The sequence below is a fragment of the Streptomyces sp. NPDC047000 genome (assembly GCF_040644295.1).
Lineage (GTDB): Bacteria > Actinomycetota > Actinomycetes > Streptomycetales > Streptomycetaceae > Streptomyces.
In genome coordinates, this window is sequence record NZ_JBEYWE010000002.1 from 56,580 (window position 1) to 79,684 (window position 23,105).

Here is a 23,105-nt window from a genome sequence, read left to right on the forward strand (position 1 = left end):
AGGACCCCCGTATCAGACCCCAAGACTCACAACCCTGAGAGGGATTGACGCATAGTGCTCGACGTCAACTTCTTCGACGAGCTCCGAATCGGCCTCGCCACCGCTGACGACATCCGCCAGTGGAGCCACGGAGAGGTCAAGAAGCCGGAGACCATCAACTACCGCACGCTCAAGCCCGAGAAGGACGGACTCTTCTGCGAGAAGATCTTCGGTCCGACCCGGGACTGGGAGTGCTACTGCGGCAAGTACAAGCGTGTCCGCTTCAAGGGCATCATCTGTGAGCGCTGTGGCGTCGAGGTCACCCGCGCCAAGGTGCGCCGTGAGCGGATGGGCCACATCGAGCTGGCCGCGCCCGTCACGCACATCTGGTACTTCAAGGGCGTCCCGTCGCGTCTGGGCTACCTGCTCGACCTGGCCCCGAAGGACCTGGAGAAGGTCATCTACTTCGCGGCGTACATGATCACGTACGTCGACGAGGAGCGCCGCACCCGCGACCTGCCCTCCCTGGAGGCGCACGTCTCCGTGGAGCGCCAGCAGATCGAGAACCGCCGCGACGCCGACCTGGAAGGCCGGGCCAAGAAGCTCGAGACCGACCTGGCCGAGCTGGAGGCCGAGGGCGCCAAGGCCGATGTGCGCCGCAAGGTGCGCGAGGGCGCCGAGCGCGAGATGAAGCAGCTGCGCGACCGCGCGCAGCGCGAGATCGACCGTCTCGACGAGGTGTGGACCCGGTTCAAGAACCTCAAGGTCCAGGACCTCGAGGGCGACGAGCTGCTCTACCGCGAGCTGCGCGACCGCTTCGGCACGTACTTCGACGGCTCGATGGGTGCCGCGGCGCTGCAGAAGCGCCTGGAGTCCTTCGACCTCGACGAGGAGGCCGAGAGGCTCCGCGAGATCATCCGCACCGGCAAGGGCCAGAAGAAGACCCGCGCCCTGAAGCGGCTGAAGGTCGTCTCCGCGTTCCTGCAGACCTCCAACAGCCCCAAGGGCATGGTCCTGGACTGCGTGCCGGTCATCCCGCCGGACCTGCGTCCGATGGTGCAGCTGGACGGCGGCCGCTTCGCGACCTCCGACCTGAACGACCTGTACCGCCGTGTCATCAACCGCAACAACCGCCTGAAGCGGCTTCTCGACCTCGGCGCGCCCGAGATCATCGTGAACAACGAGAAGCGCATGCTCCAGGAGGCCGTCGACGCGCTCTTCGACAACGGCCGCCGCGGCCGCCCGGTCACGGGCCCCGGCAACCGTCCGCTGAAGTCGCTGTCCGACATGCTCAAGGGCAAGCAGGGCCGCTTCCGCCAGAACCTGCTCGGCAAGCGTGTCGACTACTCGGCGCGTTCCGTGATCGTCGTCGGTCCGCAGCTCAAGCTGCACCAGTGCGGTCTGCCGAAGGCGATGGCGCTGGAGCTGTTCAAGCCGTTCGTGATGAAGCGCCTGGTCGACCTGAACCACGCGCAGAACATCAAGAGCGCCAAGCGCATGGTGGAGCGCGGCCGCACCGTCGTGTACGACGTCCTCGAAGAGGTCATCGCCGAGCACCCGGTGCTGCTCAACCGTGCCCCCACCCTGCACCGCCTCGGCATCCAGGCCTTCGAGCCGCAGCTGGTCGAGGGCAAGGCCATCCAGATCCACCCGCTCGTGTGCACCGCGTTCAACGCGGACTTCGACGGCGACCAGATGGCCGTGCACCTGCCGCTGTCCGCGGAGGCGCAGGCCGAGGCCCGCATCCTGATGCTGTCCTCGAACAACATCCTCAAGCCCGCCGACGGCCGTCCGGTGACGATGCCGACCCAGGACATGGTCCTCGGTCTGTTCTTCCTCACCACCGACGGCGAGCTGCGCAACGTCAAGGGCGAGGGCCGTTCGTTCGCGTCCGTCGCCGAGGCGATCATGGCGTTCGACTCCGGTGAGCTCTCGCTGCAGTCGCGCGTGGACATGCGCTTCCCGGTGGGCACCATGCCGCCGCGCGGCTGGACCCCGCCGGTCCGTGAGGAGGGCGCCGCGTCCGACGGCGGCTCCGCCGCGGGCGAGTGGCAGCAGGGTGACCCCTTCCGGCTGAACACCACCCTGGGCCGCGCGCTCTTCAACGAGCTGCTGCCCGAGGACTACCCGTTCGTCGACTACGAGGTCGGCAAGAAGCAGCTCTCCGAGATCGTCAACGACCTCGCCGAGCGCTACCCGAAGGTCATCGTGGCGGCGACGCTCGACAACCTGAAGGCGGCCGGCTTCTTCTGGGCGACCCGTTCCGGCGTCACCGTGGCCATCTCCGACGTCGTCGTCCCCGAGGCGAAGAAGGCGATCGTCAAGGGCTACGAGGCACAGGACGAGAGGGTCCAGAAGCAGTACGAGCGCGGTCTGATCACCAAGGAAGAGCGCACCCAGGAGCTCATCGCGATCTGGACCAAGGCGACCAACGAGGTCGCCGAGGCGATGAACGCGAACTTCCCGAAGACCAACCCGGTCTCCATGATGGTCAACTCCGGCGCGCGCGGAAACATGATGCAGATGCGTCAGATCGCCGGTATGCGCGGTCTGGTGTCGAACGCCAAGAACGAGACGATCCCGCGTCCGATCAAGGCGTCGTTCCGTGAGGGCCTGTCCGTGCTGGAGTACTTCATCTCCACGCACGGTGCCCGAAAGGGTCTGGCGGACACCGCCCTGCGTACGGCCGACTCGGGTTACCTCACCCGTCGTCTGGTCGACGTCTCGCAGGACGTCATCATCCGCGAGGAGGACTGCGGCACCGAGCGCGGCCTCAAGCTGCACATCGCGGAGCGCGGTGCGGACGGCGTGCTGCGCAAGGCGGAGAACGTCGAGACGTCCGTGTACGCGCGCTGCCTCGCCGAGGAGATCGTGGTCGACGGCAGGGTGCTCGCCCCGGCCGGCACCGACCTCGGTGACGTGCTCATCGACGAGCTGGTCCGCCACGGTGTCGCGGAGGTCAAGACCCGCTCGGTCCTGACCTGCGAGTCCGCCGTCGGTACCTGCGCCATGTGCTACGGCCGTTCGCTGGCCACCGGCAAGCTGGTCGACATCGGTGAGGCGGTCGGCATCATCGCCGCCCAGTCCATCGGTGAGCCCGGCACCCAGCTGACGATGCGTACCTTCCACACCGGTGGTGTGGCCGGTGACGACATCACCCAGGGTCTGCCGCGTGTCGTCGAGCTCTTCGAGGCCCGTACCCCGAAGGGTGTCGCCCCGATCTCCGAGGCCCTGGGCCGCGTGCGGATCGAGGAGACGGAGAAGACCAAGAAGGTCGTCATCACCCCGGACGACGGCAGCGACGAGATGGCGTACCCGATCTCGAAGCGCGCCCGTCTGCTGGTCAGCGAGGGCGAGCACGTCGAGGTGGGCCAGAAGCTCACCGTGGGTGCCACCAACCCGCACGACGTGCTGCGCATCCTGGGCCAGCGCGCCGTCCAGGTCCACCTGGTCGGCGAGGTCCAGAAGGTCTACAACTCGCAGGGTGTGTCGATCCACGACAAGCACATCGAGATCATCATCCGGCAGATGCTGCGCCGTGTGACGATCATCGAGTCCGGTGACGCCGAGCTGCTGCCCGGCGAGCTGGTCGAGCGCTCGAAGTTCGAGCAGGAGAACCGTCGTGTGGTCCAGGAGGGCGGTCACCCGGCCTCCGGTCGTCCGCAGCTCATGGGTATCACCAAGGCCTCGCTGGCCACGGAGTCCTGGCTGTCGGCGGCGTCCTTCCAGGAGACGACCAGGGTCCTGACGGACGCGGCGATCAACGCCAAGTCCGACAGCCTGATCGGCCTCAAGGAGAACGTCATCATCGGTAAGCTCATCCCGGCCGGTACGGGTCTGTCCCGCTACCGCAACATCCGGGTGGAGCCGACCGAGGAGGCCAAGGCCGCGATGTACTCGGCCGTCGGCTACGACGACATCGACTACTCGCCGTTCGGCACCGGCTCCGGCCAGGCCGTCCCGCTGGAGGACTACGACTACGGTCCGTACAACCAGTAAGCTCGGGCGAGCAGCGTGAACTGAGGGGCGGTCACCTTCACGGGTGACCGCCCTTCGGCGTTGCCGGGGTCACGGGTGCTCCCGGTGTCTTCCCGGCCCGCGGGGTCCGCGGGATGTGCGGGGTCCCCGGGGCCTTTTGGGCCCCCGGGATTCTTCACGGTCTTGTCCCAATGTCGTGTTTCACCGTCGTGGGGGCTGTGCCTGAATTGACCGCTTGGCGCATCATGGAGGGACTCGGGGGTTGTGGGGGAGGTGCTCCGTGTCCGATCAGTCGTCGCGGCCCTGGCAGCAGGGGTCGGGCGTGCCGCAGCCGTGGGCCGGCCAGGGCGTGCCGCAGCCGTGGGCAGGACAGGCCGTGCCGTCGTCGGCGGCGCCGTCGATGCTCGCCTCGCACGCCGACCGGGAGCGGACCGTGGACGTGCTCAGAGCCGGGTTCGGCGAAGGCCGTCTGGAACAGCCGGAGTTCGAGAAACGGGTGGCACGTGCCTACGGGGCCCGCACGGTCGGGGAGCTGGCCCTGCTCGTCGCCGACCTGCCGCACGGTCCCATGCCGCTGACGACGGCCCCGGTGCCCCTGCCGGGCACGTTCCTGCCGGTGCCCCCGGTGCGCACCAACGGGAAGGCCGTGGGCGCCTTCGTGTGCGGTCTGCTGTGCGTGCCGACGATGGGCTTCACCGGCATCCCGGCGCTCGTCCTGGGCCACACCGCCCGCACCGAGATCCGGCGTACCGGCGAGCCCGGCGACGGCCTCGCCCTGACCGGCGTGATCCTCGGCTGGCTCTCCACCGGCTTCTGGGCCCTGCTGCTGGCGGTGGCGATGGTGTCGGCGGCCGTGTCGGGGTGAGGGACGGCGGGCGGATCTTCCCGGCCGGACGAGCGGATCACGGCTGTGAAGTGACCGGATCAAGGCTGTGAAGAAAGATGTGAAGATCGACAATGGCCGACGGCCTTGACAAGGGCCCCCGCCCGATCCGGCCCGACTGCATTTGTTTTGACCACAGCGAATGAGGTAGGTACGCTCAGACCTTGTGCCTGGGGTGTGCCCTGGCCCTCGTGCGTGCCCATCACACCGCGCCGGGGCTGTGACCGGCCACCGCGATCCGCGCCCTTCCCGCCTCACGGCGGGATGCTGCGGGATCCGACACACCCGACCGCGTGGGTCGGAGGCGTTCCAGGTTAGCTGTACCTATCGGCACACAGAAACCGGAGAAGTAGTGCCTACGATCCAGCAGTTGGTCCGCAAGGGCCGGCAGGACAAGGTCGAGAAGAACAAGACGCCCGCACTCGAGGGTTCGCCCCAGCGTCGCGGCGTCTGCACGCGTGTGTTCACGACCACCCCGAAGAAGCCGAACTCGGCCCTGCGTAAGGTCGCGCGTGTGCGTCTGACCAGCGGGATCGAGGTCACCGCTTACATTCCGGGTGAGGGACACAACCTGCAGGAGCACTCCATCGTGCTCGTGCGCGGCGGCCGTGTGAAGGACCTGCCGGGTGTTCGCTACAAGATCATCCGTGGCTCGCTCGACACCCAGGGTGTCAAGAACCGCAAGCAGGCCCGCAGCCGCTACGGCGCCAAGAAGGAGAAGTAAGAATGCCTCGTAAGGGCCCCGCCCCGAAGCGCCCGGTCATCATCGACCCGGTCTACGGTTCTCCTCTGGTGACCTCCCTGATCAACAAGGTGCTGCTGAACGGCAAGCGCTCCACCGCCGAGCGCATCGTCTACGGCGCCATGGAGGGCCTGCGCGACAAGACCGGCAACGACCCGGTCATCACGCTGAAGCGCGCTCTCGAGAACATCAAGCCGACCCTCGAGGTCAAGTCCCGCCGTGTCGGTGGTGCGACGTACCAGGTGCCGATCGAGGTCAAGCCCGGTCGTGCCAACACCCTGGCGCTGCGCTGGCTCGTCGGTTACTCCCGCGCCCGTCGCGAGAAGACCATGACCGAGCGCCTCCTCAACGAGCTCCTCGACGCCTCCAACGGCCTCGGTGCCGCGGTGAAGAAGCGCGAGGACACGCACAAGATGGCCGAGTCCAACAAGGCCTTCGCGCACTACCGCTGGTAGTCGCAGTCCACATCGAGACCGAGAGAAGACTGAAGCCTCATGGCTACCACTTCGCTTGACCTGGCCAGGGTGCGCAACATCGGCATCATGGCCCACATCGACGCGGGCAAGACGACCACCACCGAGCGGATCCTGTTCTACACCGGCGTTTCCTACAAGATCGGTGAGGTCCACGACGGCGCCGCCACCATGGACTGGATGGAGCAGGAGCAGGAGCGTGGCATCACGATCACCTCTGCTGCCACCACCTGTCACTGGCCGCTGGAAGACGTCGACCACACCATCAACATCATCGACACGCCGGGCCACGTCGACTTCACCGTCGAGGTGGAGCGCTCCCTGCGTGTGCTCGACGGTGCCGTGACGGTGTTCGACGGCGTCGCTGGCGTGGAGCCCCAGTCCGAGACGGTGTGGCGTCAGGCGGACCGCTACGGCGTTCCGCGTATCTGCTTCGTCAACAAGCTCGACCGCACCGGCGCCGAGTTCCACCGCTGTGTCGACATGATCAGCGACCGCCTCGGCGCGCAGCCGATCGTCATGCAGCTCCCGATCGGTGCCGAGGCCGACTTCAAGGGCGTCGTGGACCTGGTCCGCATGAAGGCGCTCGTGTGGTCCGCCGAGGCGACCAAGGGCGAGATGTACGACGTCGTCGACATCCCGGCCACGCACACCGAGGCTGCCGAGGAATGGCGCGGCAAGCTCCTCGAGGCCGTGGCCGAGAACGACGAAGAGATCATGGAGCTGTACCTGGAGGGCGAGGAGCCCTCCGAGGAGCAGCTGTACGCCGCGATCCGTCGTATCACCATCGCGTCCGGCAAGTCCACGGACACCACGGTCACCCCGGTGTTCTGCGGCACCGCGTTCAAGAACAAGGGCGTCCAGCCCCTGCTCGACGCGGTCGTGCGCTACCTCCCCTCCCCGCTCGACGTCGAGGCCATCGAGGGCCACGCCGTCAACAACGCGGAGGAGATCGTCAAGCGCAGGCCGTCCGACGACGAGCCGCTGTCGGCGCTGGCGTTCAAGATCATGAGCGACCCGCACCTCGGCAAGCTCACCTTCGTCCGGGTCTACTCGGGCCGCCTGGAGTCCGGCACCGCCGTGCTGAACTCCGTCAAGGGCAAGAAGGAGCGCATCGGCAAGATCTACCGCATGCACGCGAACAAGCGTGAGGAGATCGACTCGGTGGGCGCCGGCGACATCATCGCCGTCATGGGTCTGAAGCAGACCACGACCGGTGAGACGCTGTGCGACGACAAGAAGCCGGTGATCCTGGAGTCCATGGACTTCCCGGCGCCGGTCATCCAGGTCGCCATCGAGCCCAAGTCGAAGGGCGACCAGGAGAAGCTGGGCGTCGCGATCCAGCGCCTCGCCGAGGAGGACCCCTCCTTCCAGGTCCACTCCGACGAGGAGACCGGCCAGACCATCATCGGCGGCATGGGCGAACTGCACCTCGAGGTGCTGGTCGACCGTATGCGCCGTGAGTTCAAGGTCGAGGCCAACGTCGGCAAGCCGCAGGTCGCGTACCGCGAGACGATCCGCAAGGCCGTCGAGCGCGTCGACTACACGCACAAGAAGCAGACCGGTGGTACCGGCCAGTTCGCCAAGGTGCAGATCGGCATCGAGCCCCTCGAGGGCGGCGACACGTCGTACGAGTTCGTCAACAAGGTGACCGGTGGTCGCATCCCGAAGGAATACATCCCTTCGGTGGACGCCGGCTGCCAGGAGGCCATGCAGTTCGGCATCCTCGCGGGCTACGAGATGACCGGCGTCCGCGTCATCCTGATCGACGGTGGCTACCACGAGGTCGACTCCTCCGAGCTCGCGTTCAAGATCGCCGGTTCGCAGGCGTTCAAGGAGGCCGCGCGCAAGGCTTCGCCCGTGCTGCTCGAGCCGATGATGGCCGTCGAGGTCACGACGCCCGAGGACTACATGGGTGACGTCATCGGCGACATCAACTCCCGCCGTGGCCAGATCCAGGCCATGGAGGAGCGGATGGGGGCCCGCATCGTGAAGGGCCTCGTCCCCCTGTCGGAGATGTTCGGCTACGTCGGCGACCTCCGCAGCAAGACATCGGGTCGCGCCAGCTACTCGATGCAGTTCGACTCCTACGCCGAGGTTCCGCGGAACGTCGCCGAGGAGATCATCGCGAAGGCCAAGGGCGAGTAACGCACTCCGTTTGCACGCCGTAGGCTTGACTCCGGAGCCTCGCGGGACAAACAGCCGCAATCCGCGGCGTTTGTCCCGGGTTCCGGGCCTTTACAGCAAAGATCACCTGGCGCCGATGAAGTAAGGCGTACAGAACCACTCCACAGGAGGACCCCAGTGGCGAAGGCGAAGTTCGAGCGGACTAAGCCGCACGTCAACATCGGCACCATCGGTCACATCGACCACGGTAAGACGACCCTCACGGCCGCCATTACCAAGGTGCTGCACGACGCGTACCCGGACCTGAACGAGGCCACCCCGTTCGACAACATCGACAAGGCGCCCGAGGAGCGCCAGCGCGGTATCACCATCTCCATCGCGCACGTCGAGTACCAGACCGAGGCGCGTCACTACGCCCACGTCGACTGCCCGGGTCACGCGGACTACATCAAGAACATGATCACCGGTGCCGCGCAGATGGACGGCGCGATCCTGGTGGTCGCCGCCACCGACGGCCCGATGCCGCAGACCAAGGAGCACGTGCTCCTGGCCCGCCAGGTCGGCGTCCCGTACATCGTCGTCGCCCTGAACAAGGCCGACATGGTGGACGACGAGGAGATCATGGAGCTCGTCGAGCTCGAGGTCCGTGAGCTCCTCTCCGAGTACGAGTTCCCGGGCGACGACCTGCCGGTCGTGCGTGTCTCCGCGCTGAAGGCGCTCGAGGGCGACCCGGAGTGGACCCAGTCCGTCCTGGACCTCATGAACGCCGTCGACACCTCCATCCCGGAGCCCGAGCGTGACGTCGACAAGCCGTTCCTGATGCCGATCGAGGACGTCTTCACGATCACCGGTCGCGGTACGGTCGTCACCGGCCGTATCGAGCGTGGCATCCTCAAGGTCAACGAGACCGTGGACATCATCGGTATCAAGCAGGAGAAGACCAGCACCACGGTCACCGGCATCGAGATGTTCCGCAAGCTGCTCGACGAGGGCCAGGCCGGTGAGAACGTCGGTCTGCTGCTCCGCGGCATCAAGCGCGAGGACGTCGAGCGCGGCCAGGTCATCATCAAGCCGGGCTCGGTCACCCCGCACACCGAGTTCGAGGCGCAGGCCTACATCCTGTCCAAGGACGAGGGTGGCCGCCACACGCCGTTCTTCAACAACTACCGCCCGCAGTTCTACTTCCGCACGACGGACGTGACCGGCGTGGTGACCCTCCCCGAGGGCACCGAGATGGTCATGCCGGGTGACAACACCGAGATGCTGGTGTCGCTCATCCAGCCCATCGCGATGGAGGAGGGCCTGAAGTTCGCCATCCGCGAGGGTGGCCGCACGGTGGGCGCCGGCCAGGTCACCAAGATCAACAAGTGATCTCGCTCTGAGACCCGGGACTCCGGTCCCCGATCTCACGAGAGGCCCGCACGACTTCGGTCGTGCGGGCCTTTTCGTGTGTCCGGGGACGGGCGGTCAACCTGGTGGGGGTGAACGCCACCGTGACCGAACCCCGCGCGCAACCGTTGAAGTGCCGACGGGTGATGCGGTGGCAGGGCGAGAGGTGGCGAGGATGCCGGGTGACGCGGTCGATGTCTCCGGACGGCCCGATCTGGTGTCCTCGCCCGCCGAGAAACGGGCGGCGGCACGGTCGCTGGAGCGGCACATCGAGCCGGACACCGCGAAGGCGGGCCGCTGGGCGGAAGAGGAGACGGCGGCGGCCGTGAAGGCGCTCGCCGACGGCTGGGCGACCGCGTCCGCGCTCCGCAAGGCCCACGACACCTGGTCGGACCAGGTACGGAACCTGCTGGACCGCCTCGGCTCGGAGCGCGACGCGCTGGGCGCCGGCAACCGGGTCCTGACGAGCGCGGACCTGGCGGCGGGTTCGGCGCTGCGGGAGACGTCGGCGCTGGACCGGTACTGAAGCCGGTGCTGAAGCCGGTACTGGAGGGGGACGATCTCGGATGCTCACCTACCACGAGGTGATGACTGCCCGTCTGACCGCGCTCACCACGGCCGCGGAGCGCTGGGACGGCATGGCGGCCGAGTTCGCGAAGCAGGAGACGGCCTACCGCCGCGATGTGCACGGCGTCTCGACGGGCCCCGGCTGGACCGGCCTGAGCGCCACGGCGGCGCACGCACGCTTCGACGCGACGCTGAAGGAGTACGGATACGCGCAGACGGAGGCGAAGGCGATCGCCTCGCTGCTACGGGACGCGCACGCGCAGTTCACGGGTCTCCGGGGGCGGGTGGAGGCGGCCCGGACGGACGCGGTGGCGGCGGGAATGCGGGTGTCGGAACGGGGAGCGGTGAGCCTCGGCGAGGGCAGAGGCCAGGACTGGGACGAGGGCGAGGGGCACGAGGCCGTCGCCCGCTGGCAGGAGCGGCTGGACAGGGCGGTCCGGGATGTCGCTGATGCGGACGACGGGGTACGGATCGCGCTGACGGCGGCCGTCGTGGACTCGGACGTCCTGGTCGGCGGCCGGGGATTCAACGGGCGGGCGCTGGGCGACGTCGAGAAGTACGAGGCGGCGGAGACGGAGGGACTGCTCGGCCGGGTGTCCCGGGGCTGTCACCTCTCGCACCGCGAACTCGCAGAGTTGCGGCGCCTGTTCAGGGACAACGAGGACGACGGGACGTTCTCCCGCACACTTCTCGACGACTTGGGCGCGAGCGGCACGATCCGGCTGACGAACGAGCTGAACGACGTGATCCACGGGAGTGGCGGCACCGGCGGTGACTACGCGTCCGTCGAGAGGGGCCTGGCGGACACCCTGGCGACGGCGACCAGGGACACGGGGTCGGCCTGGTACCGGCACTGGCGTGCGCAGATGAGGAAGGCGGGGATCGCGCACTTCGCCACGCAGGCCCAGGGCGCGTACCTGGACAAGGCGGTGGGATACCAGTCGCTGGTGACTCTCATGGAGAAGGGACACGGCTATTCCCCCGCCATGCTGGGCGACCTGACCGACGACATGATCAGGGCGGAGCGGGAGAACCCCGGTGTCTGGCGTCTGAAAGGCGACTACAGCGGAAAACGGGGAGGCTGGTTCGCGAACGACCCCGTGGACGGAATGCTGGGCATCATGAGCCACGACCCGGCCGGTGCGGCACATTACCTGAATTCCGGCGACCACCTGCGATACCTGATGAAGGACCGCGACTGGAACGTCGCCCTTCACACCCAGGAAGGGCCGAAGGTGGCGACGTACACCCCGGGACCGGACGGCGACGACCGCACCGGCTTCGGGGCGGCATTGCAGGCGGCGGCCACGGGAATCGACCCCGCGGACAGACACGGCCACTACGTCGCCCACACACCGGAGAACGACGCGGTCTTCAAGAACTCACTGAAATATCTGGCGGACAGCGAGGACGAGTTCCCGCCGTCACTCCGGAAACCGGTGGCCGCGATGCTCGTCAATCACGGGGGAGCGGTACACGCGGGGATGAGTGAAGTGGCCATCTCCGAGTCGCCGCTGGACCAGCATGAACTGTTCGAGGTGGCCAAACAGGTGTCCAAGGACAAGGACGCTTACGGCACGCTGAACGGGGGGTTGAACCAGGCGATGGTGGCCGGCATCCACGGCGACCACTCCCACTCCACGGAGTCCCTGGTCCGCGCCGGCCGCACGGTGGGTTTCCTGGAGGAGGCCCGCATCCAGGCCCAGGGCGACCCGAAGACGGCAGAATTCACCACCAAGCCTATCTTCGACAAGGCGATTGGTTATATTCCGGTGGTGGGGGGTGATGTGCAGGAGGGGTTTGATTATGTGACGGATCAGTGGTTGGCTGATGAGCAGGAAAGGATCGATGATAGTCAAACTAAGGAGAGTGTAGACGCCTACGATCGGAGGAATGGTCAATTGATGGCTCTCGCAGCAGAATGGTCTAAGGGTCCTCGTGAGAATAGTTCAAACTTCGATTCTCGCGCTGAGATCGGCAGGTCGGCTGAGGATGGGGTTGCTCATGCTGCGGGTGTGTCTGGGGTGCGACCAAAGTGACGTCGACCTACCGTAGTATCGGCCTATTTATTGCTGTGTTTATGGCCGGTGCTTCAGTGGCATCGTGTGCTGGCGGATATGAGATTCCCCAAACGATCTGTGGTGTGAAAGTCGACCGCAATTTGACGCGTCATCTCGTTTCATCCGATGCCGGATTCCGCGAATATGATCGCGTCGACCGCTCCAGTGCTATTTCCGCACCATGTCTGCTAATTGCGGAAAATGATGCGGTTCTCCGCTTCAGATTTTCCTGGGATGAAGTACCGATGAACCTGATGTACTTGGCTACGGGCACTGGGTCAGTGTCAGGTGTTACCGATCCGCGCAGTATCGACTTCGTTTACAAGACGGTACTTGGAACCGACGGAGCCATCTCCACCGCTCCCTGCAAAACCAAGGGTGGCAACTACTTCACCCTCACCCTCCAACTCCCGCAGGTGCGGCAGCAGGACTACACACACCGGAAGGATATCGAGAGGTTCATGAGGGCCTACTTCCCGGCCACCCTCAAGACCCTGGGTTGTGAGAAGGGCACCAGGCCTCAGAAGGCGTCGTCGTCGTGACCCGACTCGGCGAAGACCTCGTCGCTCGACGTTGCCGTGATGGCCCGGTCGAACCAGCGGCCGAGGAGGTCGAGGTCCTCGCAGGACGTGACGCGCTCCCGTTCCTCGTCCGAGAACTCGATACCCCGGCGGTCCAGGAGAAGTGTGATGTCCTCGGCCTTTCCCTGGGCTACGCCCTTGGCCACACCTTCGGCTACGCCTGCGGCCCGGCCCTCGTCGCGCAGCTCGTCGGCGACGGAGGACTGGAAGAATGAGAGGTCGACGGCCATGAGTTCCCTCCAAAGGTCTGCGGCCGGGGTCTTGTCCAGGCCTTGCAGGGTCAGTTCGATGAGTTTCTCGGCGGTGTCTTCGTCGCGGTCCTGCAGGGCGCGCAGGGCAGGAGCCATCGCGTCCAGTATGGCCTTGATCTCCGGATCGCGGCGGTGGACCACGGCCGAAAGGACCGACATCGACGGGTCCTGCGCCACCTTGTCCGGTGTGGTGAAGACGGGGATGTTGTTCGGCCCGAGCACCATCGGGCGCAGGGTGAGCGCGGGCCAGTGTGCCGGTCCGATGTCCACGTGACGGGCCGCCCACCTGGCGGTGGCGCGGTCCTGGCAGACGACTGCGAGCACGGGGGGCAGTCGGTACTTGGCGTAGAGGTAAGCGAGGTAGTAGGTCCAGCTCGCCGGCTTGTCCGGGTCCTGTTTGCCCTGAGCCTCGATCGCGAGAATGTAGTGCTCCGAGCGGGCGGTCTTGATGCTCAGCACGGTGTCCACGCGCCGTTCGAGCGGATAGATCTCGGTGACGTCGGTCGGAAGCAGCTCGCTGGAGACCGGGTCGGCGAACGGGATGCCGAGGGTCCTGGCGGTGCGGGCGAAGAGTCCTGGGTCCTCCTGGAAGATCCGGTGCATCACTTCGTGCGGGGAACTGACCATGGTGGTGCTCGGCCTCTCGTCGGGGTGAAACGGTCGTAGCAGGCTGCGTACGAACGTTCACCCACTGCTGTTGCCAGGAGCATATGTAGATCAATCACCGGAAAAGCCAGCTGAGTTGCGGAAAGTCACCCGTCTGAGTGATCAGCGAGAGCTGGAAGGGGACGGCGCTGTGACATGAGGGCGCGGTGCGGGTGTGTGCGGCGCTACGGGGCGGCTGCGGTCGTGGGTCGTGATCGCTTGGCGCAGACCGGCTAGCAACGGGCGCCGGCCCGTACCGAGTTGAGGGGCCGTACCGGGTGGGGCCTCCGCGATGGCCGAGTCGAGAGCGATACGGGTCTTCTCGGGGGCCAGGCGGTAGCGCACGCCGGAGAGCTTGGTGCGGTTGGATACGCGTATCAACGTCACGTCCCTGCCGCTGTGTTCGATCTTTTCGACCTTCGCGAACAGCCATTCCCGCCGGGTGCCGCCGATGAACAGCATCCGCTGTGCGGTGATTATCACCGTGCCAGAGTCCCGTACGTCGACACCCCTGCCGTCGCGTGCAGGCTGCACCAGATCGGCGCCGGTCAGCCACCACGCCGACTCGCCGCGCTTCCGCTTGCCCCAGGAGGGCTGCCATCCGCCGTCCACATGCTCCTCCTCGCCCAGTTCCGCGGCGAACTCGGCGAGTCCGACCAGCCTGTCGTGCTCGCGCTGCCATGTGCCGAGGTCGCGTTCGTAGCGTGCCGCTGCCTGCCTCGCCTTGAAAGCCTCGCGGGCCGGGCGGGTGCGACGGTGGGCGACGACGGCCAGCATGAGGACGGCCAGACCGACCACGGACTTCAACACCACTGCCAGCCACTCGACAGGGGTCCGACGGTCGTCCACGGGCACGGACAGCAGCTTGGTGGAGGTATTGCCGTAGGCATCCGTCGCCGTCACCTTCACGTGGTAGGTGCCGGGGTCGAGCGCTCTGGTCACGGTGGATGTGCGGCCCGAGGAGACGAAGTCCTCGTGGATGCCGTGGCCGTAGAGCACGGTCACCCTGGTGCGGGGTGTCGTGGCCACGGTCAGGGCCAGGTCTCCGTGGGAGGCGCGGTCGATGTCCGGAATGACCTTCAGTGCGGGCGCCGCAGTGTCCACGATCAGCGGACTGCCCTTCGCGCTTCCGGACCGGCCGTAGGCGTCCGTGACCGTGACGGCGGGCGCCGGGTGCCGTCCGTCGGGCAGCCGGACGGCGACGGTGGCCAGGCCGCTGCCATCGGTGGTGAAGCGCTTCTCCGGGGCCTCGCCGATGGTGAGTGCCCCCTTGCTGTGCGGCGGCGCCGTGATCGTGAAAGCCACGGCGCCGGAACCGCGTGCCCGGTCGGCGGTCACCCGCGGGGCGAGCCTGCCGAGCGCCACCCTCAGCTTGCGCTCCTTCTGCCGCGCATTGCCGGTGTCGTCCGTCACCGTGACCCGAACCGTGTAGCTGCCGTCGGGCAGGACGAGGGCGGCGTCGGTGACCTCGGCGTCCGCCCCCACGGTGCCGGTGACCCGGTCCTTCCGGCCGACGACGGTCGCCACGTACGTCGCCCCGGGCGCCGAGGCGAATGCCAGGTGCGCCGTGGCTGTCGTCGTGTCGGGGTCGGTCACAGACAGGCCGGTGAGGGGCGGGGCGTCTGCGTCCACGTCAAGGGATATCTCGTCCGATACGTCACTGACGTTGCCGGCGGAGTCCGTGGCGGTGACGGTGTAGGTGTGCGAGCCAGTTGCGGCCCTGAACGTGATGGTCTGCGCGCCCCCGGTCGCCGTGGCCTTCGCGACGGTGTTTCCTGCGTCCCCGTACTCGTCGTTCTCCGCGACCTCGAGGTGCGCGCCCTGTTCCGCGGTGACGGTGAGGCTCACCTTGCCGCCCCGGCCCGAGTGGGACCTGGCCACGTTCGGTTGTCGGGGAGCGGTGACGTCGACGGACTTGGTCGGAGCGTCGCCGGCGTCAGCCGTCCCTCCGCAGTAGGTGTCGTAGCCGAGGTCGCCGCATACGTAGGAGCCGGTGTCGGACGGGCACGAATGCCAGCGGTGACAGCCGTCGCGATGGGCTTCCGCGGTCGTCGGCAGCAGGCCCACCAGCAACAGCGCGGCAGTGGCGGCCAGAGCGGTGCGCGGCAGCAGAGCCCTCGGTCTTCGTGGCCTGGACGTCATGGTGAACCCCCCTCACCCGGTGCCGTGTGTGCGCGTTCCGCAGCCGGCCGGTGGCACAGCGTAGAACAAGGGGAAGCGGTGGGTGGCGCGGGTTTGACCGTTGTCGTCCCGGGGGTACTCTCTACGCCCCGATTGGCCAGCCCCCCGTCTCGTATGGCAGACTGTCCGAGTTGCTCGGTCGAGTGTTGATGCTGCGCGCCTCCCGCCGGGGGGACCGGAAGCGAGTCCCACAGTACTCGTCAACCCCATGTGGGTTGGACGTACGGGAATCTTCCGGGAAGTGTCAGTGCAGCACCGGCCAGGCGCCCGGTGGGCCTTTTGTCCCCGGTCCGCGGTTCTGGTAGGGCCGTGCGCAGTCCCCGCAGGGATGTTCGATCAAGGGACATCTGTGTCGGCGAGAGTGCGACACACCCGACCGCGTGGGTCGGAGAACGACAGAGGGCGTCCGGGTTCCGGAGCGTTTACAGAGACAGGACTACGGAGTAGCCATGGCGGGACAGAAGATCCGCATCCGGCTCAAGGCCTACGACCACGAAGTCATCGACTCCTCGGCGAAGAAGATCGTCGAGACGGTGACGCGTACTGGTGCGTCGGTCGCGGGCCCGGTGCCGCTGCCCACTGAGAAGAACGTGTACTGCGTCATCAAGTCGCCGCACAAGTACAAGGACTCGCGCGAGCACTTCGAGATGCGCACGCACAAGCGCCTGATCGACATCCTCGACCCGACCCCCAAGACCGTTGACTCTCTGATGCGACTCGACCTCCCGGCCGGTGTCGACATCGAGATCAAGCTCTGAGGGCCGGTGAGCTGAGAATGACCAAGCAGATCAAGGGCATCCTGGGCGAGAAGCTCGGCATGACGCAGGTGTGGGACGAGAACAACCGTGTTGTTCCGGTCACCGTCGTCAAGGCCGGCCCCAACGTCGTCACCCAGGTCCGTACGAACGACGTCGACGGCTACGAGTCCGTCCAGCTCGCCTTCGGCGAGATCGACCCGCGCAAGGTGAACAAGCCCCTCAAGGGCCACTTCGCGAAGGCCGACGTCACCCCTCGCCGCCACCTCGTCGAGATCCGCACGGCTGACGCCGCCGAGTACACGCTCGGCCAGGAAGTCACCGCCGAGGTCTTCGAGGCCGGCGTCAAGGTCGACGTGACCGGCAAGAGCAAGGGCAAGGGCTTCGCCGGTGTCATGAAGCGTCACAACTTCAAGGGCCTCGGCGCCGGACACGGCACCCAGCGCAAGCACCGCTCCCCGGGCTCCATCGGCGGCTGCGCCACCCCGGGCCGTGTGTTCAAGGGCCTCCGCATGGCGGGTCGTATGGGCAACGAGCGGGTCACCACCCAGAACCTGACCGTCCACGCCGTTGACGCGGAGAAGGGTCTGCTGCTCATCAAGGGCGCGGTTCCCGGTCCGAACGGCGGCCTCGTCCTGGTCCGCACCGCGGCCAAGGGGGCCTGAGGTAACCGATGAGCACTGTTGACATCCTTTCGCCGGCGGGCGAGAAGGCCGGTACCGTCGAGCTCCCCGCGGAGATCTTCGACGCCAAGGTCAGCGTTCCGCTGCTCCACCAGGTCGTCGTCGCGCAGCTGGCCGCTGCCCGCCAGGGCACGCACAAGACCAAGACGCGCGGCGAGGTCCGTGGTGGCGGCAAGAAGCCGTACCGCCAGAAGGGCACCGGCCGCGCCCGTCAGGGTTCGACCCGCGCCCCGCAGTTCGCCGGCGGTGGCGTCGTCCACGGCCCGCAGCCGCGTGACTACTCGCAGCGCACCCCGAAGAAGATGAAGGCCGCCGCCCTGCGCGGTGCCCTCACCGACCGGGCGCGCCACGACCGCATCCACGTCGTCTCCGGCGTGGTCGAGGGCGACAACCCCAGCACCAAGGCCGCGAAGAGCCTGTTCGGCAAGATCAGCGAGCGCAAGAACCTGCTCCTGGTCATCGACCGCGCCGACGAGGCCGCGTGGCTGTCCGCCCGCAACCTGCCCCAGGTCCACATCCTGGAGCCGGGCCAGCTGAACACGTACGACGTTCTCGTCTCGGACGACGTGGTCTTCACCCAGGCCGCTTTCGAGTCCTTCGTGTCCGGCCCGAAGGCCAATGACACCGAAGGGAGCGAGGTCTGATGGCCATCCGTCACCCGAGCATCGCCTCCAAGGCCGCCAAGGCGGCCAAGGCCGCGCGCGTCGCCAAGGCACGCCGCCACGCCACCGAGGGCAAGAACACCGTCGAGACGCCGCTCAGCAAGTCGTACACGGACCCCCGTGACGTCCTGCTGAAGCCGGTCGTGTCGGAGAAGAGCTACGCGCTCCTCGACGAGAACAAGTACACGTTCATCGTCGACCCGAACGCCAACAAGACCCAGATCAAGCAGGCCGTCCAGGCGGTCTTCTCGGTCAAGGTCACCGGGGTCAACACGATCAACCGCCAGGGCAAGCGCAAGCGCACGAAGACCGGTTTCGGTCAGCGCGCGGGCAGCAAGCGGGCGATCGTGACCCTTGCCGAGGGCGACCGCATCGACATCTTCGGCGGTCCGACCGCGTAAGCGGCTCGGAGCGTCCAGATAATCGGGAAATTTCCGAGGACTGAGAGACAATGGGAATCCGCAAGTACAAGCCGACTACGCCGGGCCGTCGTGGCGCCAGCGTCGCCGACTTCGTCGAGGTCACGCGGTCCACGCCGGAGAAGTCGCTGGTCCGTCCCCTGCACAGCAAGGGCGGCCGTAACAACGCCGGTCGTGTGACCGTTCGCCACCAGGGTGGCGGACACAAGCGCGCCTACCGAGTGATCGACTTCCGTCGTCACGACAAGGACGGCGTGCCGGCGAAGGTCGCGCACATCGAGTACGACCCCAACCGCACCGCGCGCATCGCGCTGCTGCACTACGCCGACGGCGAGAAGCGCTACATCCTCGCGCCGCGCGGCCTGGTCCAGGGCGACCGCGTCGAGAACGGTCCCGGGGCCGACATCAAGCCGGGCAACAACCTGGCTCTCCGCAACATCCCCGTCGGTACCACGGTCCACGCGATCGAGCTCCGTCCCGGCGGTGGCGCCAAGTTCGCCCGTTCCGCGGGTGCCTCGGTGCAGCTGCTCGCGCGTGAGGGCGCCATGGCGACCCTCCGTATGCCGTCCGGCGAGATCCGCATGGTGGACGCGCGCTGCCGCGCCACCGTCGGTGAGGTCGGCAACGCCGAGCAGAGCAACATCAACTGGGGCAAGGCGGGCCGCAAGCGGTGGCTGGGCGTCCGCCCGACCGTCCGTGGTGTGGTCATGAACCCGGTCGACCACCCGCACGGTGGTGGTGAGGGCCGGACCTCCGGTGGCCGTCACCCCGTGTCCCCGTGGGGCCAGAAGGAAGGCCGTACTCGTTCGCCCAAGAAGGCGTCGAACAAGTACATCGTCCGCCGCCGCAAGACGAACAAGAAGCGCTAAGGACGGGTTGAGATGCCGCGTAGCCTGAAGAAGGGGCCCTTCGTCGACGACCACCTGATCAAGAAGGTGGACGTACAGAACGAAGCCGGTTCCAAGAACGTCATCAAGACCTGGTCCCGCCGCTCGATGATCGTCCCGGCCATGCTGGGCCACACGATCGCGGTGCACAACGGCAAGACCCACATCCCGGTGTTCGTCACCGAGTCGATGGTCGGCCACAAGCTCGGCGAGTTCTCGCCGACGCGCACCTTCCGGGGTCACGTCAAGGACGACCGCAAGTCGAAGCGCCGCTAAGCGGATCGCATTCAGACGTAAGAAACTGAAGGGACAACCATGGAAGCCAGGGCCCAGGCGCGGTACATCCGCGTCACGCCCATGAAGGCCCGCCGCGTGGTGGACCTCATCCGTGGCATGGACGCCACGGAGGCCCAGGCCGTCCTGCGATTCGCTCCGCAGGCTGCCTCGGTTCCTGTTGGCAAGGTGCTCGACAGCGCCATCGCCAACGCCGCGCACAACTACGACCACACCGACGCGACGAGCCTGGTCATCTCCGAGGCCTACGTCGACGAGGGCCCGACCCTGAAGCGGTTCCGGCCGCGCGCCCAGGGCCGTGCCTACCGGATCCGCAAGCGGACCAGCCACATCACCGTGGTCGTCAGCAGCAAGGAAGGAACCCGGTAATGGGCCAGAAGGTTAACCCGCATGGGTTCCGGCTCGGTGTCACCACCGACTTCAAGTCGCGCTGGTACGCCGACAAGCTGTACAAGGACTACGTCAAGGAAGACGTCGCCATCCGCCGGATGATGACGTCCGGCATGGAGCGCGCCGGCATCTCCAAGGTGGAGATCGAGCGCACCCGTGACCGCGTGCGGGTGGACATCCACACCGCTCGTCCGGGCATCGTCATCGGCCGCCGCGGCGCCGAGGCCGACCGCATCCGCGGCGACCTCGAGAAGCTCACCGGCAAGCAGGTCCAGCTGAACATCCTCGAGGTCAAGAACCCCGAGACGGACGCTCAGCTCGTGGCCCAGGCCGTCGCCGAGCAGCTCTCCTCCCGCGTCTCCTTCCGCCGGGCCATGCGCAAGAGCATGCAGTCCGCCATGAAGGCCGGCGCCAAGGGCATCAAGATCCAGTGCGGTGGCCGCCTCGGCGGCGCCGAGATGTCCCGCTCGGAGTTCTACCGCGAGGGCCGTGTGCCCCTGCACACGCTCCGCGCGAACGTGGACTACGGCTTCTTCGAGGCCAAGACGACCTTCGGCCGTATCGGTGTGAAGGTCTGGATCTACAAGGGCGACGTCAAGAACATCGCCGAGGTCCGCGCCGAGAACGCCGCTGCCCGTGCCGGCAACCGCCCGGCCCGTGGCGGCGCTGACCGCCCGGCCCGCGGTGGCCGCGGTGGCGAGCGTGGCGGGCGCGGTCGCAAGCCGCAGCAGGCTGCCGGCGCCGAGGCCCCCAAGGCCGAGGCTCCCGCCGCCGCCGCTCCGGCTGAGAGCACCGGAACGGAGGCCTGACCGTCATGCTGATCCCCCGTAGGGTCAAGCACCGCAAGCAGCACCACCCCACGCGCAGCGGCGCGGCCAAGGGCGGCACCACGGTCGCGTTCGGCGAGTACGGTATCCAGGCGCTCACCCCGGCGTATGTGACCAACCGTCAGATCGAGGCCGCTCGTATCGCCATGACGCGTCACATCAAGCGTGGTGGCAAGGTCTGGATCAACATCTACCCGGACCGTCCCCTCACCAAGAAGCCCGCCGAGACCCGCATGGGTTCCGGTAAGGGTTCCCCGGAGTGGTGGATCGCCAACGTCAAGCCCGGACGCGTGATGTTCGAGCTGTCGTACCCCAACGAGAAGATCGCCCGTGAGGCGCTGACCCGTGCGGCCCACAAGCTGCCGATGAAGTGCCGGATCGTCAAGCGCGAGGCAGGTGAAGCGTGATGTCGGCCGGTACCAAGGCGTCCGAGCTGCGCGAGCTGGGCAACGAGGAGCTGCTGGGCAAGCTCCGCGAGGCCAAGGAAGAGCTGTTCAATCTCCGCTTCCAGGCGGCGACCGGTCAGCTCGAGAACCACGGCCGTCTCAAGGCGGTCCGCAAGGACATCGCGCGGATCTACACCCTGATGCGCGAGCGTGAGCTGGGCATCGAAACGGTGGAGAACGCCTGATGAGCGAGAGCAATGTGACTGCTGAGAAGACCGAGGCGCGTGGCTTCCGCAAGACCCGCGAGGGTCTCGTCGTCAGCGACAAGATGGACAAGACCGTCGTCGTCGCCGTCGAGGACCGCGTGAAGCACGCCCTGTACGGCAAGGTCATCCGCCGTACGAACAAGCTCAAGGCGCACGACGAGCAGAACGCCGCGGGTGTCGGCGACCGTGTCCTCCTCATGGAGACCCGGCCGCTGTCCGCGACGAAGCGCTGGCGCGTCGTCGAGATCCTCGAGAAGGCCAAGTAGTCCCCTCCAGGGGATTCGGCAGGTTGCGGAGTCCCCTCGGGGAGTCCGCACCATGCAGCATTTTCCTGCGGGGCACCCCTCGCAGGACAGTTCCGCCAGGCTCCGGGAGCCGCTCCGCTGAGCGGCTCCCGGGGAACCGGCAGACATTCAGGAGATAGACGTGATCCAGCAGGAGTCGCGACTGCGCGTCGCCGACAACACGGGTGCGAAGGAAATTCTTTGCATCCGTGTGCTCGGTGGCTCCGGTCGCCGCTACGCGGGCATCGGTGACGTCATCGTCGCCACCGTCAAGGACGCGATCCCCGGTGGCAACGTGAAGAAGGGTGACGTCGTCAAGGCGGTCATCGTTCGCACCGTCAAGGAGCGCCGCCGTCCGGACGGCTCGTACATCCGCTTCGACGAGAACGCCGCCGTCATTCTCAAGAACGACGGCGACCCTCGCGGCACCCGCATCTTCGGCCCGGTCGGCCGGGAGCTGCGCGAGAAGAAGTTCATGAAGATCATCTCGCTCGCGCCGGAGGTGCTGTAAGCATGAAGATCAAGAAGGGTGACCTGGTCCAGGTCGTCACCGGCAAGGACAAGGGCAAGCAGGGCAAGGTCATCGCGGCCTTCCCCCGCGAGGACCGGGTCCTGGTCGAGGGCGTCAACCGGGTCAAGAAGCACACCAAGGCCGGTCCGACCGCTCGCGGTTCGCAGGCCGGCGGCATCGTCACCACCGAGGCGCCGATCCACGTCTCCAACGTCCAGCTGGTCGTGGAGAAGGACGGCAAGAAGGTCGTCACGCGTGTCGGTTACCGCTTCGACGATGAGGGCAACAAGATCCGCGTTGCCAAGCGGACGGGTGAGGACATCTGATGGCTACCACCACCACGCCGCGTCTCAAGACGAAGTACCGCGAGGAGATCGCGGGCAAGCTGCGCGACGAGTTCAAGTACGCGAACGTCATGCAGATCCCCGGCCTCGTCAAGATCGTGGTCAACATGGGTGTGGGCGACGCCGCCCGCGACTCCAAGCTGATCGAGGGCGCCATCCGCGACCTCACCACGATCACCGGTCAGAAGCCGGCCGTCACCAAGGCCCGCAAGTCCATCGCGCAGTTCAAGCTGCGTGAGGGCCAGCCGATCGGTGCCCACGTCACGCTTCGTGGCGACCGCATGTGGGAGTTCCTGGACCGCACCCTGTCGCTCGCGCTGCCGCGCATCCGCGACTTCCGCGGTCTGTCCCCCAAGCAGTTCGACGGCCGTGGCAACTACACCTTCGGTCTCACGGAGCAGGTCATGTTCCACGAGATCGACCAGGACAAGATCGACCGCGTCCGGGGTATGGACATCACCGTGGTGACCACGGCGACCAACGACGCTGAGGGCCGCGCGCTCCTTCGTCACCTCGGCTTCCCGTTCAAGGAGGCGTGAGC

Annotated in this window: 25 protein-coding genes; 23 read left to right on the forward strand and 2 right to left on the reverse strand. The window is 67.0% G+C overall.

Annotated features, from left to right (window positions below; genetic code table 11):
* Nucleotides 1-54 precede the first annotated feature (54 nt).
* The 9 genes from ABZ862_RS03605 (at nt 55) to ABZ862_RS03645 (ending at nt 12,740) form a co-directional block, all read left to right on the forward strand.
* On the forward strand, nt 55-3,978 hold the full coding sequence (locus ABZ862_RS03605) for a DNA-directed RNA polymerase subunit beta' (RefSeq protein WP_360951617.1): 3,924 nt from the start codon (nt 55-57) through the stop codon (nt 3,976-3,978).
* 259 nt (nt 3,979-4,237) lie between these two features.
* The gene (locus ABZ862_RS03610) at nt 4,238-4,822 is read left to right on the forward strand and encodes a DUF1707 and DUF4190 domain-containing protein (protein ID WP_360951620.1); all 585 of its coding nucleotides are present in this window, start codon (nt 4,238-4,240) and stop codon (nt 4,820-4,822) included.
* A gap of 370 nt (nt 4,823-5,192) precedes the next feature.
* Entirely contained in the window at nt 5,193-5,564 is a 372-nt protein-coding gene (gene rpsL / locus ABZ862_RS03615; protein ID WP_003948652.1) for a 30S ribosomal protein S12, read from the forward strand.
* A gap of 2 nt (nt 5,565-5,566) precedes the next feature.
* Nucleotides 5,567-6,037, forward strand: a complete 471-nt coding sequence (gene rpsG, locus ABZ862_RS03620; RefSeq protein WP_073792897.1) for a 30S ribosomal protein S7 — start codon at nt 5,567-5,569, stop codon at nt 6,035-6,037.
* A gap of 39 nt (nt 6,038-6,076) precedes the next feature.
* Nucleotides 6,077-8,203, forward strand: a complete 2,127-nt coding sequence (gene fusA / locus ABZ862_RS03625; protein ID WP_360951623.1) for an elongation factor G — start codon at nt 6,077-6,079, stop codon at nt 8,201-8,203.
* A 156-nt stretch (nt 8,204-8,359) separates the two neighbouring features.
* Complete coding sequence (gene tuf, locus ABZ862_RS03630; RefSeq protein ID WP_360951626.1) at nt 8,360-9,553, forward strand: elongation factor Tu; 1,194 nt, start codon at nt 8,360-8,362, stop codon at nt 9,551-9,553.
* A 193-nt stretch (nt 9,554-9,746) separates the two neighbouring features.
* Nucleotides 9,747-10,097: a hypothetical protein gene (locus ABZ862_RS03635; RefSeq protein ID WP_360951629.1), complete on the forward strand. Its 351-nt coding sequence runs from the start codon at nt 9,747-9,749 to the stop codon at nt 10,095-10,097.
* Nucleotides 10,098-10,137: 40 nt separating this feature from the next.
* Nucleotides 10,138-12,177, forward strand: a complete 2,040-nt coding sequence (locus ABZ862_RS03640; RefSeq protein ID WP_360951631.1) for a hypothetical protein — start codon at nt 10,138-10,140, stop codon at nt 12,175-12,177.
* Entirely contained in the window at nt 12,174-12,740 is a 567-nt protein-coding gene (locus ABZ862_RS03645) for a hypothetical protein (RefSeq protein ID WP_360951633.1), read from the forward strand. The genes ABZ862_RS03640 and ABZ862_RS03645 overlap by 4 nt, the downstream gene beginning before the upstream one ends.
* On the opposite strand, the gene ABZ862_RS03650 is transcribed toward ABZ862_RS03645, so the two are convergent.
* Together ABZ862_RS03650 and ABZ862_RS03655 are read right to left on the reverse strand one after the other, a co-directional pair.
* Entirely contained in the window at nt 12,719-13,657 is a 939-nt protein-coding gene (locus ABZ862_RS03650; RefSeq protein ID WP_360951636.1) for a hypothetical protein, read from the reverse strand. The genes ABZ862_RS03645 and ABZ862_RS03650 overlap by 22 nt on opposite strands.
* A gap of 141 nt (nt 13,658-13,798) precedes the next feature.
* Nucleotides 13,799-15,817: a hypothetical protein gene (locus tag ABZ862_RS03655; RefSeq protein ID WP_360951639.1), complete on the reverse strand. Its 2,019-nt coding sequence runs from the start codon at nt 15,815-15,817 to the stop codon at nt 13,799-13,801.
* Between the two features lie 488 nt (nt 15,818-16,305).
* Here ABZ862_RS03655 and rpsJ point away from each other — a divergent pair, with 488 nt between their 5' ends.
* The 14 genes from rpsJ to rplE all read left to right on the forward strand — a co-directional run bounded on the left by rpsJ (nt 16,306) and on the right by rplE (nt 23,103).
* Nucleotides 16,306-16,614, forward strand: coding sequence for a 30S ribosomal protein S10 (gene rpsJ / locus ABZ862_RS03660; protein WP_003948644.1), 309 nt, complete (start codon nt 16,306-16,308; stop codon nt 16,612-16,614).
* 17 nt (nt 16,615-16,631) lie between these two features.
* Nucleotides 16,632-17,276, forward strand: a complete 645-nt coding sequence (gene rplC / locus ABZ862_RS03665) for a 50S ribosomal protein L3 (RefSeq protein WP_360951642.1) — start codon at nt 16,632-16,634, stop codon at nt 17,274-17,276.
* 8 nt (nt 17,277-17,284) lie between these two features.
* A complete protein-coding gene (rplD, locus tag ABZ862_RS03670; protein ID WP_360951645.1) occupies nt 17,285-17,938 on the forward strand; it encodes a 50S ribosomal protein L4 in 654 nt (217 codons plus the stop codon).
* Nucleotides 17,938-18,357 (forward strand): 50S ribosomal protein L23, encoded by a 420-nt coding sequence (rplW, locus tag ABZ862_RS03675; protein ID WP_360951648.1) that lies wholly within the window; start codon nt 17,938-17,940, stop codon nt 18,355-18,357. The genes rplD and rplW overlap by 1 nt, the downstream gene beginning before the upstream one ends.
* A gap of 50 nt (nt 18,358-18,407) precedes the next feature.
* On the forward strand, nt 18,408-19,244 hold the full coding sequence (gene rplB / locus ABZ862_RS03680) for a 50S ribosomal protein L2 (protein WP_360951651.1): 837 nt from the start codon (nt 18,408-18,410) through the stop codon (nt 19,242-19,244).
* Between the two features lie 12 nt (nt 19,245-19,256).
* Nucleotides 19,257-19,538 (forward strand): 30S ribosomal protein S19, encoded by a 282-nt coding sequence (rpsS, locus tag ABZ862_RS03685; protein ID WP_030619138.1) that lies wholly within the window; start codon nt 19,257-19,259, stop codon nt 19,536-19,538.
* 39 nt (nt 19,539-19,577) lie between these two features.
* Complete coding sequence (gene rplV / locus ABZ862_RS03690; RefSeq protein WP_307128872.1) at nt 19,578-19,925, forward strand: 50S ribosomal protein L22; 348 nt, start codon at nt 19,578-19,580, stop codon at nt 19,923-19,925.
* Complete coding sequence (gene rpsC, locus ABZ862_RS03695; RefSeq protein WP_030317320.1) at nt 19,925-20,755, forward strand: 30S ribosomal protein S3; 831 nt, start codon at nt 19,925-19,927, stop codon at nt 20,753-20,755. Before rplV ends, rpsC begins: the two co-directional genes overlap by 1 nt.
* 5 nt (nt 20,756-20,760) lie before the next feature.
* Complete coding sequence (gene rplP, locus ABZ862_RS03700) at nt 20,761-21,180, forward strand: 50S ribosomal protein L16 (RefSeq protein ID WP_360951656.1); 420 nt, start codon at nt 20,761-20,763, stop codon at nt 21,178-21,180.
* Entirely contained in the window at nt 21,180-21,404 is a 225-nt protein-coding gene (rpmC, locus tag ABZ862_RS03705; protein WP_018564811.1) for a 50S ribosomal protein L29, read from the forward strand. Before rplP ends, rpmC begins: the two co-directional genes overlap by 1 nt.
* The gene (rpsQ, locus tag ABZ862_RS03710; protein WP_131564577.1) at nt 21,404-21,691 is read left to right on the forward strand and encodes a 30S ribosomal protein S17; all 288 of its coding nucleotides are present in this window, start codon (nt 21,404-21,406) and stop codon (nt 21,689-21,691) included. The genes rpmC and rpsQ overlap by 1 nt, the downstream gene beginning before the upstream one ends.
* A gap of 160 nt (nt 21,692-21,851) precedes the next feature.
* Nucleotides 21,852-22,220 carry a 50S ribosomal protein L14 gene (gene rplN, locus ABZ862_RS03715; protein ID WP_003998823.1) on the forward strand — a complete coding sequence of 123 codons (369 nt, stop codon included), beginning with the start codon at nt 21,852-21,854 and terminating at the stop codon, nt 22,218-22,220.
* Nucleotides 22,221-22,222: 2 nt separating this feature from the next.
* Nucleotides 22,223-22,546 (forward strand): 50S ribosomal protein L24, encoded by a 324-nt coding sequence (gene rplX / locus ABZ862_RS03720; RefSeq protein ID WP_360951661.1) that lies wholly within the window; start codon nt 22,223-22,225, stop codon nt 22,544-22,546.
* On the forward strand, nt 22,546-23,103 hold the full coding sequence (gene rplE / locus ABZ862_RS03725; RefSeq protein WP_360951664.1) for a 50S ribosomal protein L5: 558 nt from the start codon (nt 22,546-22,548) through the stop codon (nt 23,101-23,103). Before rplX ends, rplE begins: the two co-directional genes overlap by 1 nt.
* The last annotated feature ends 2 nt before the right edge of the window (nt 23,104-23,105 follow it).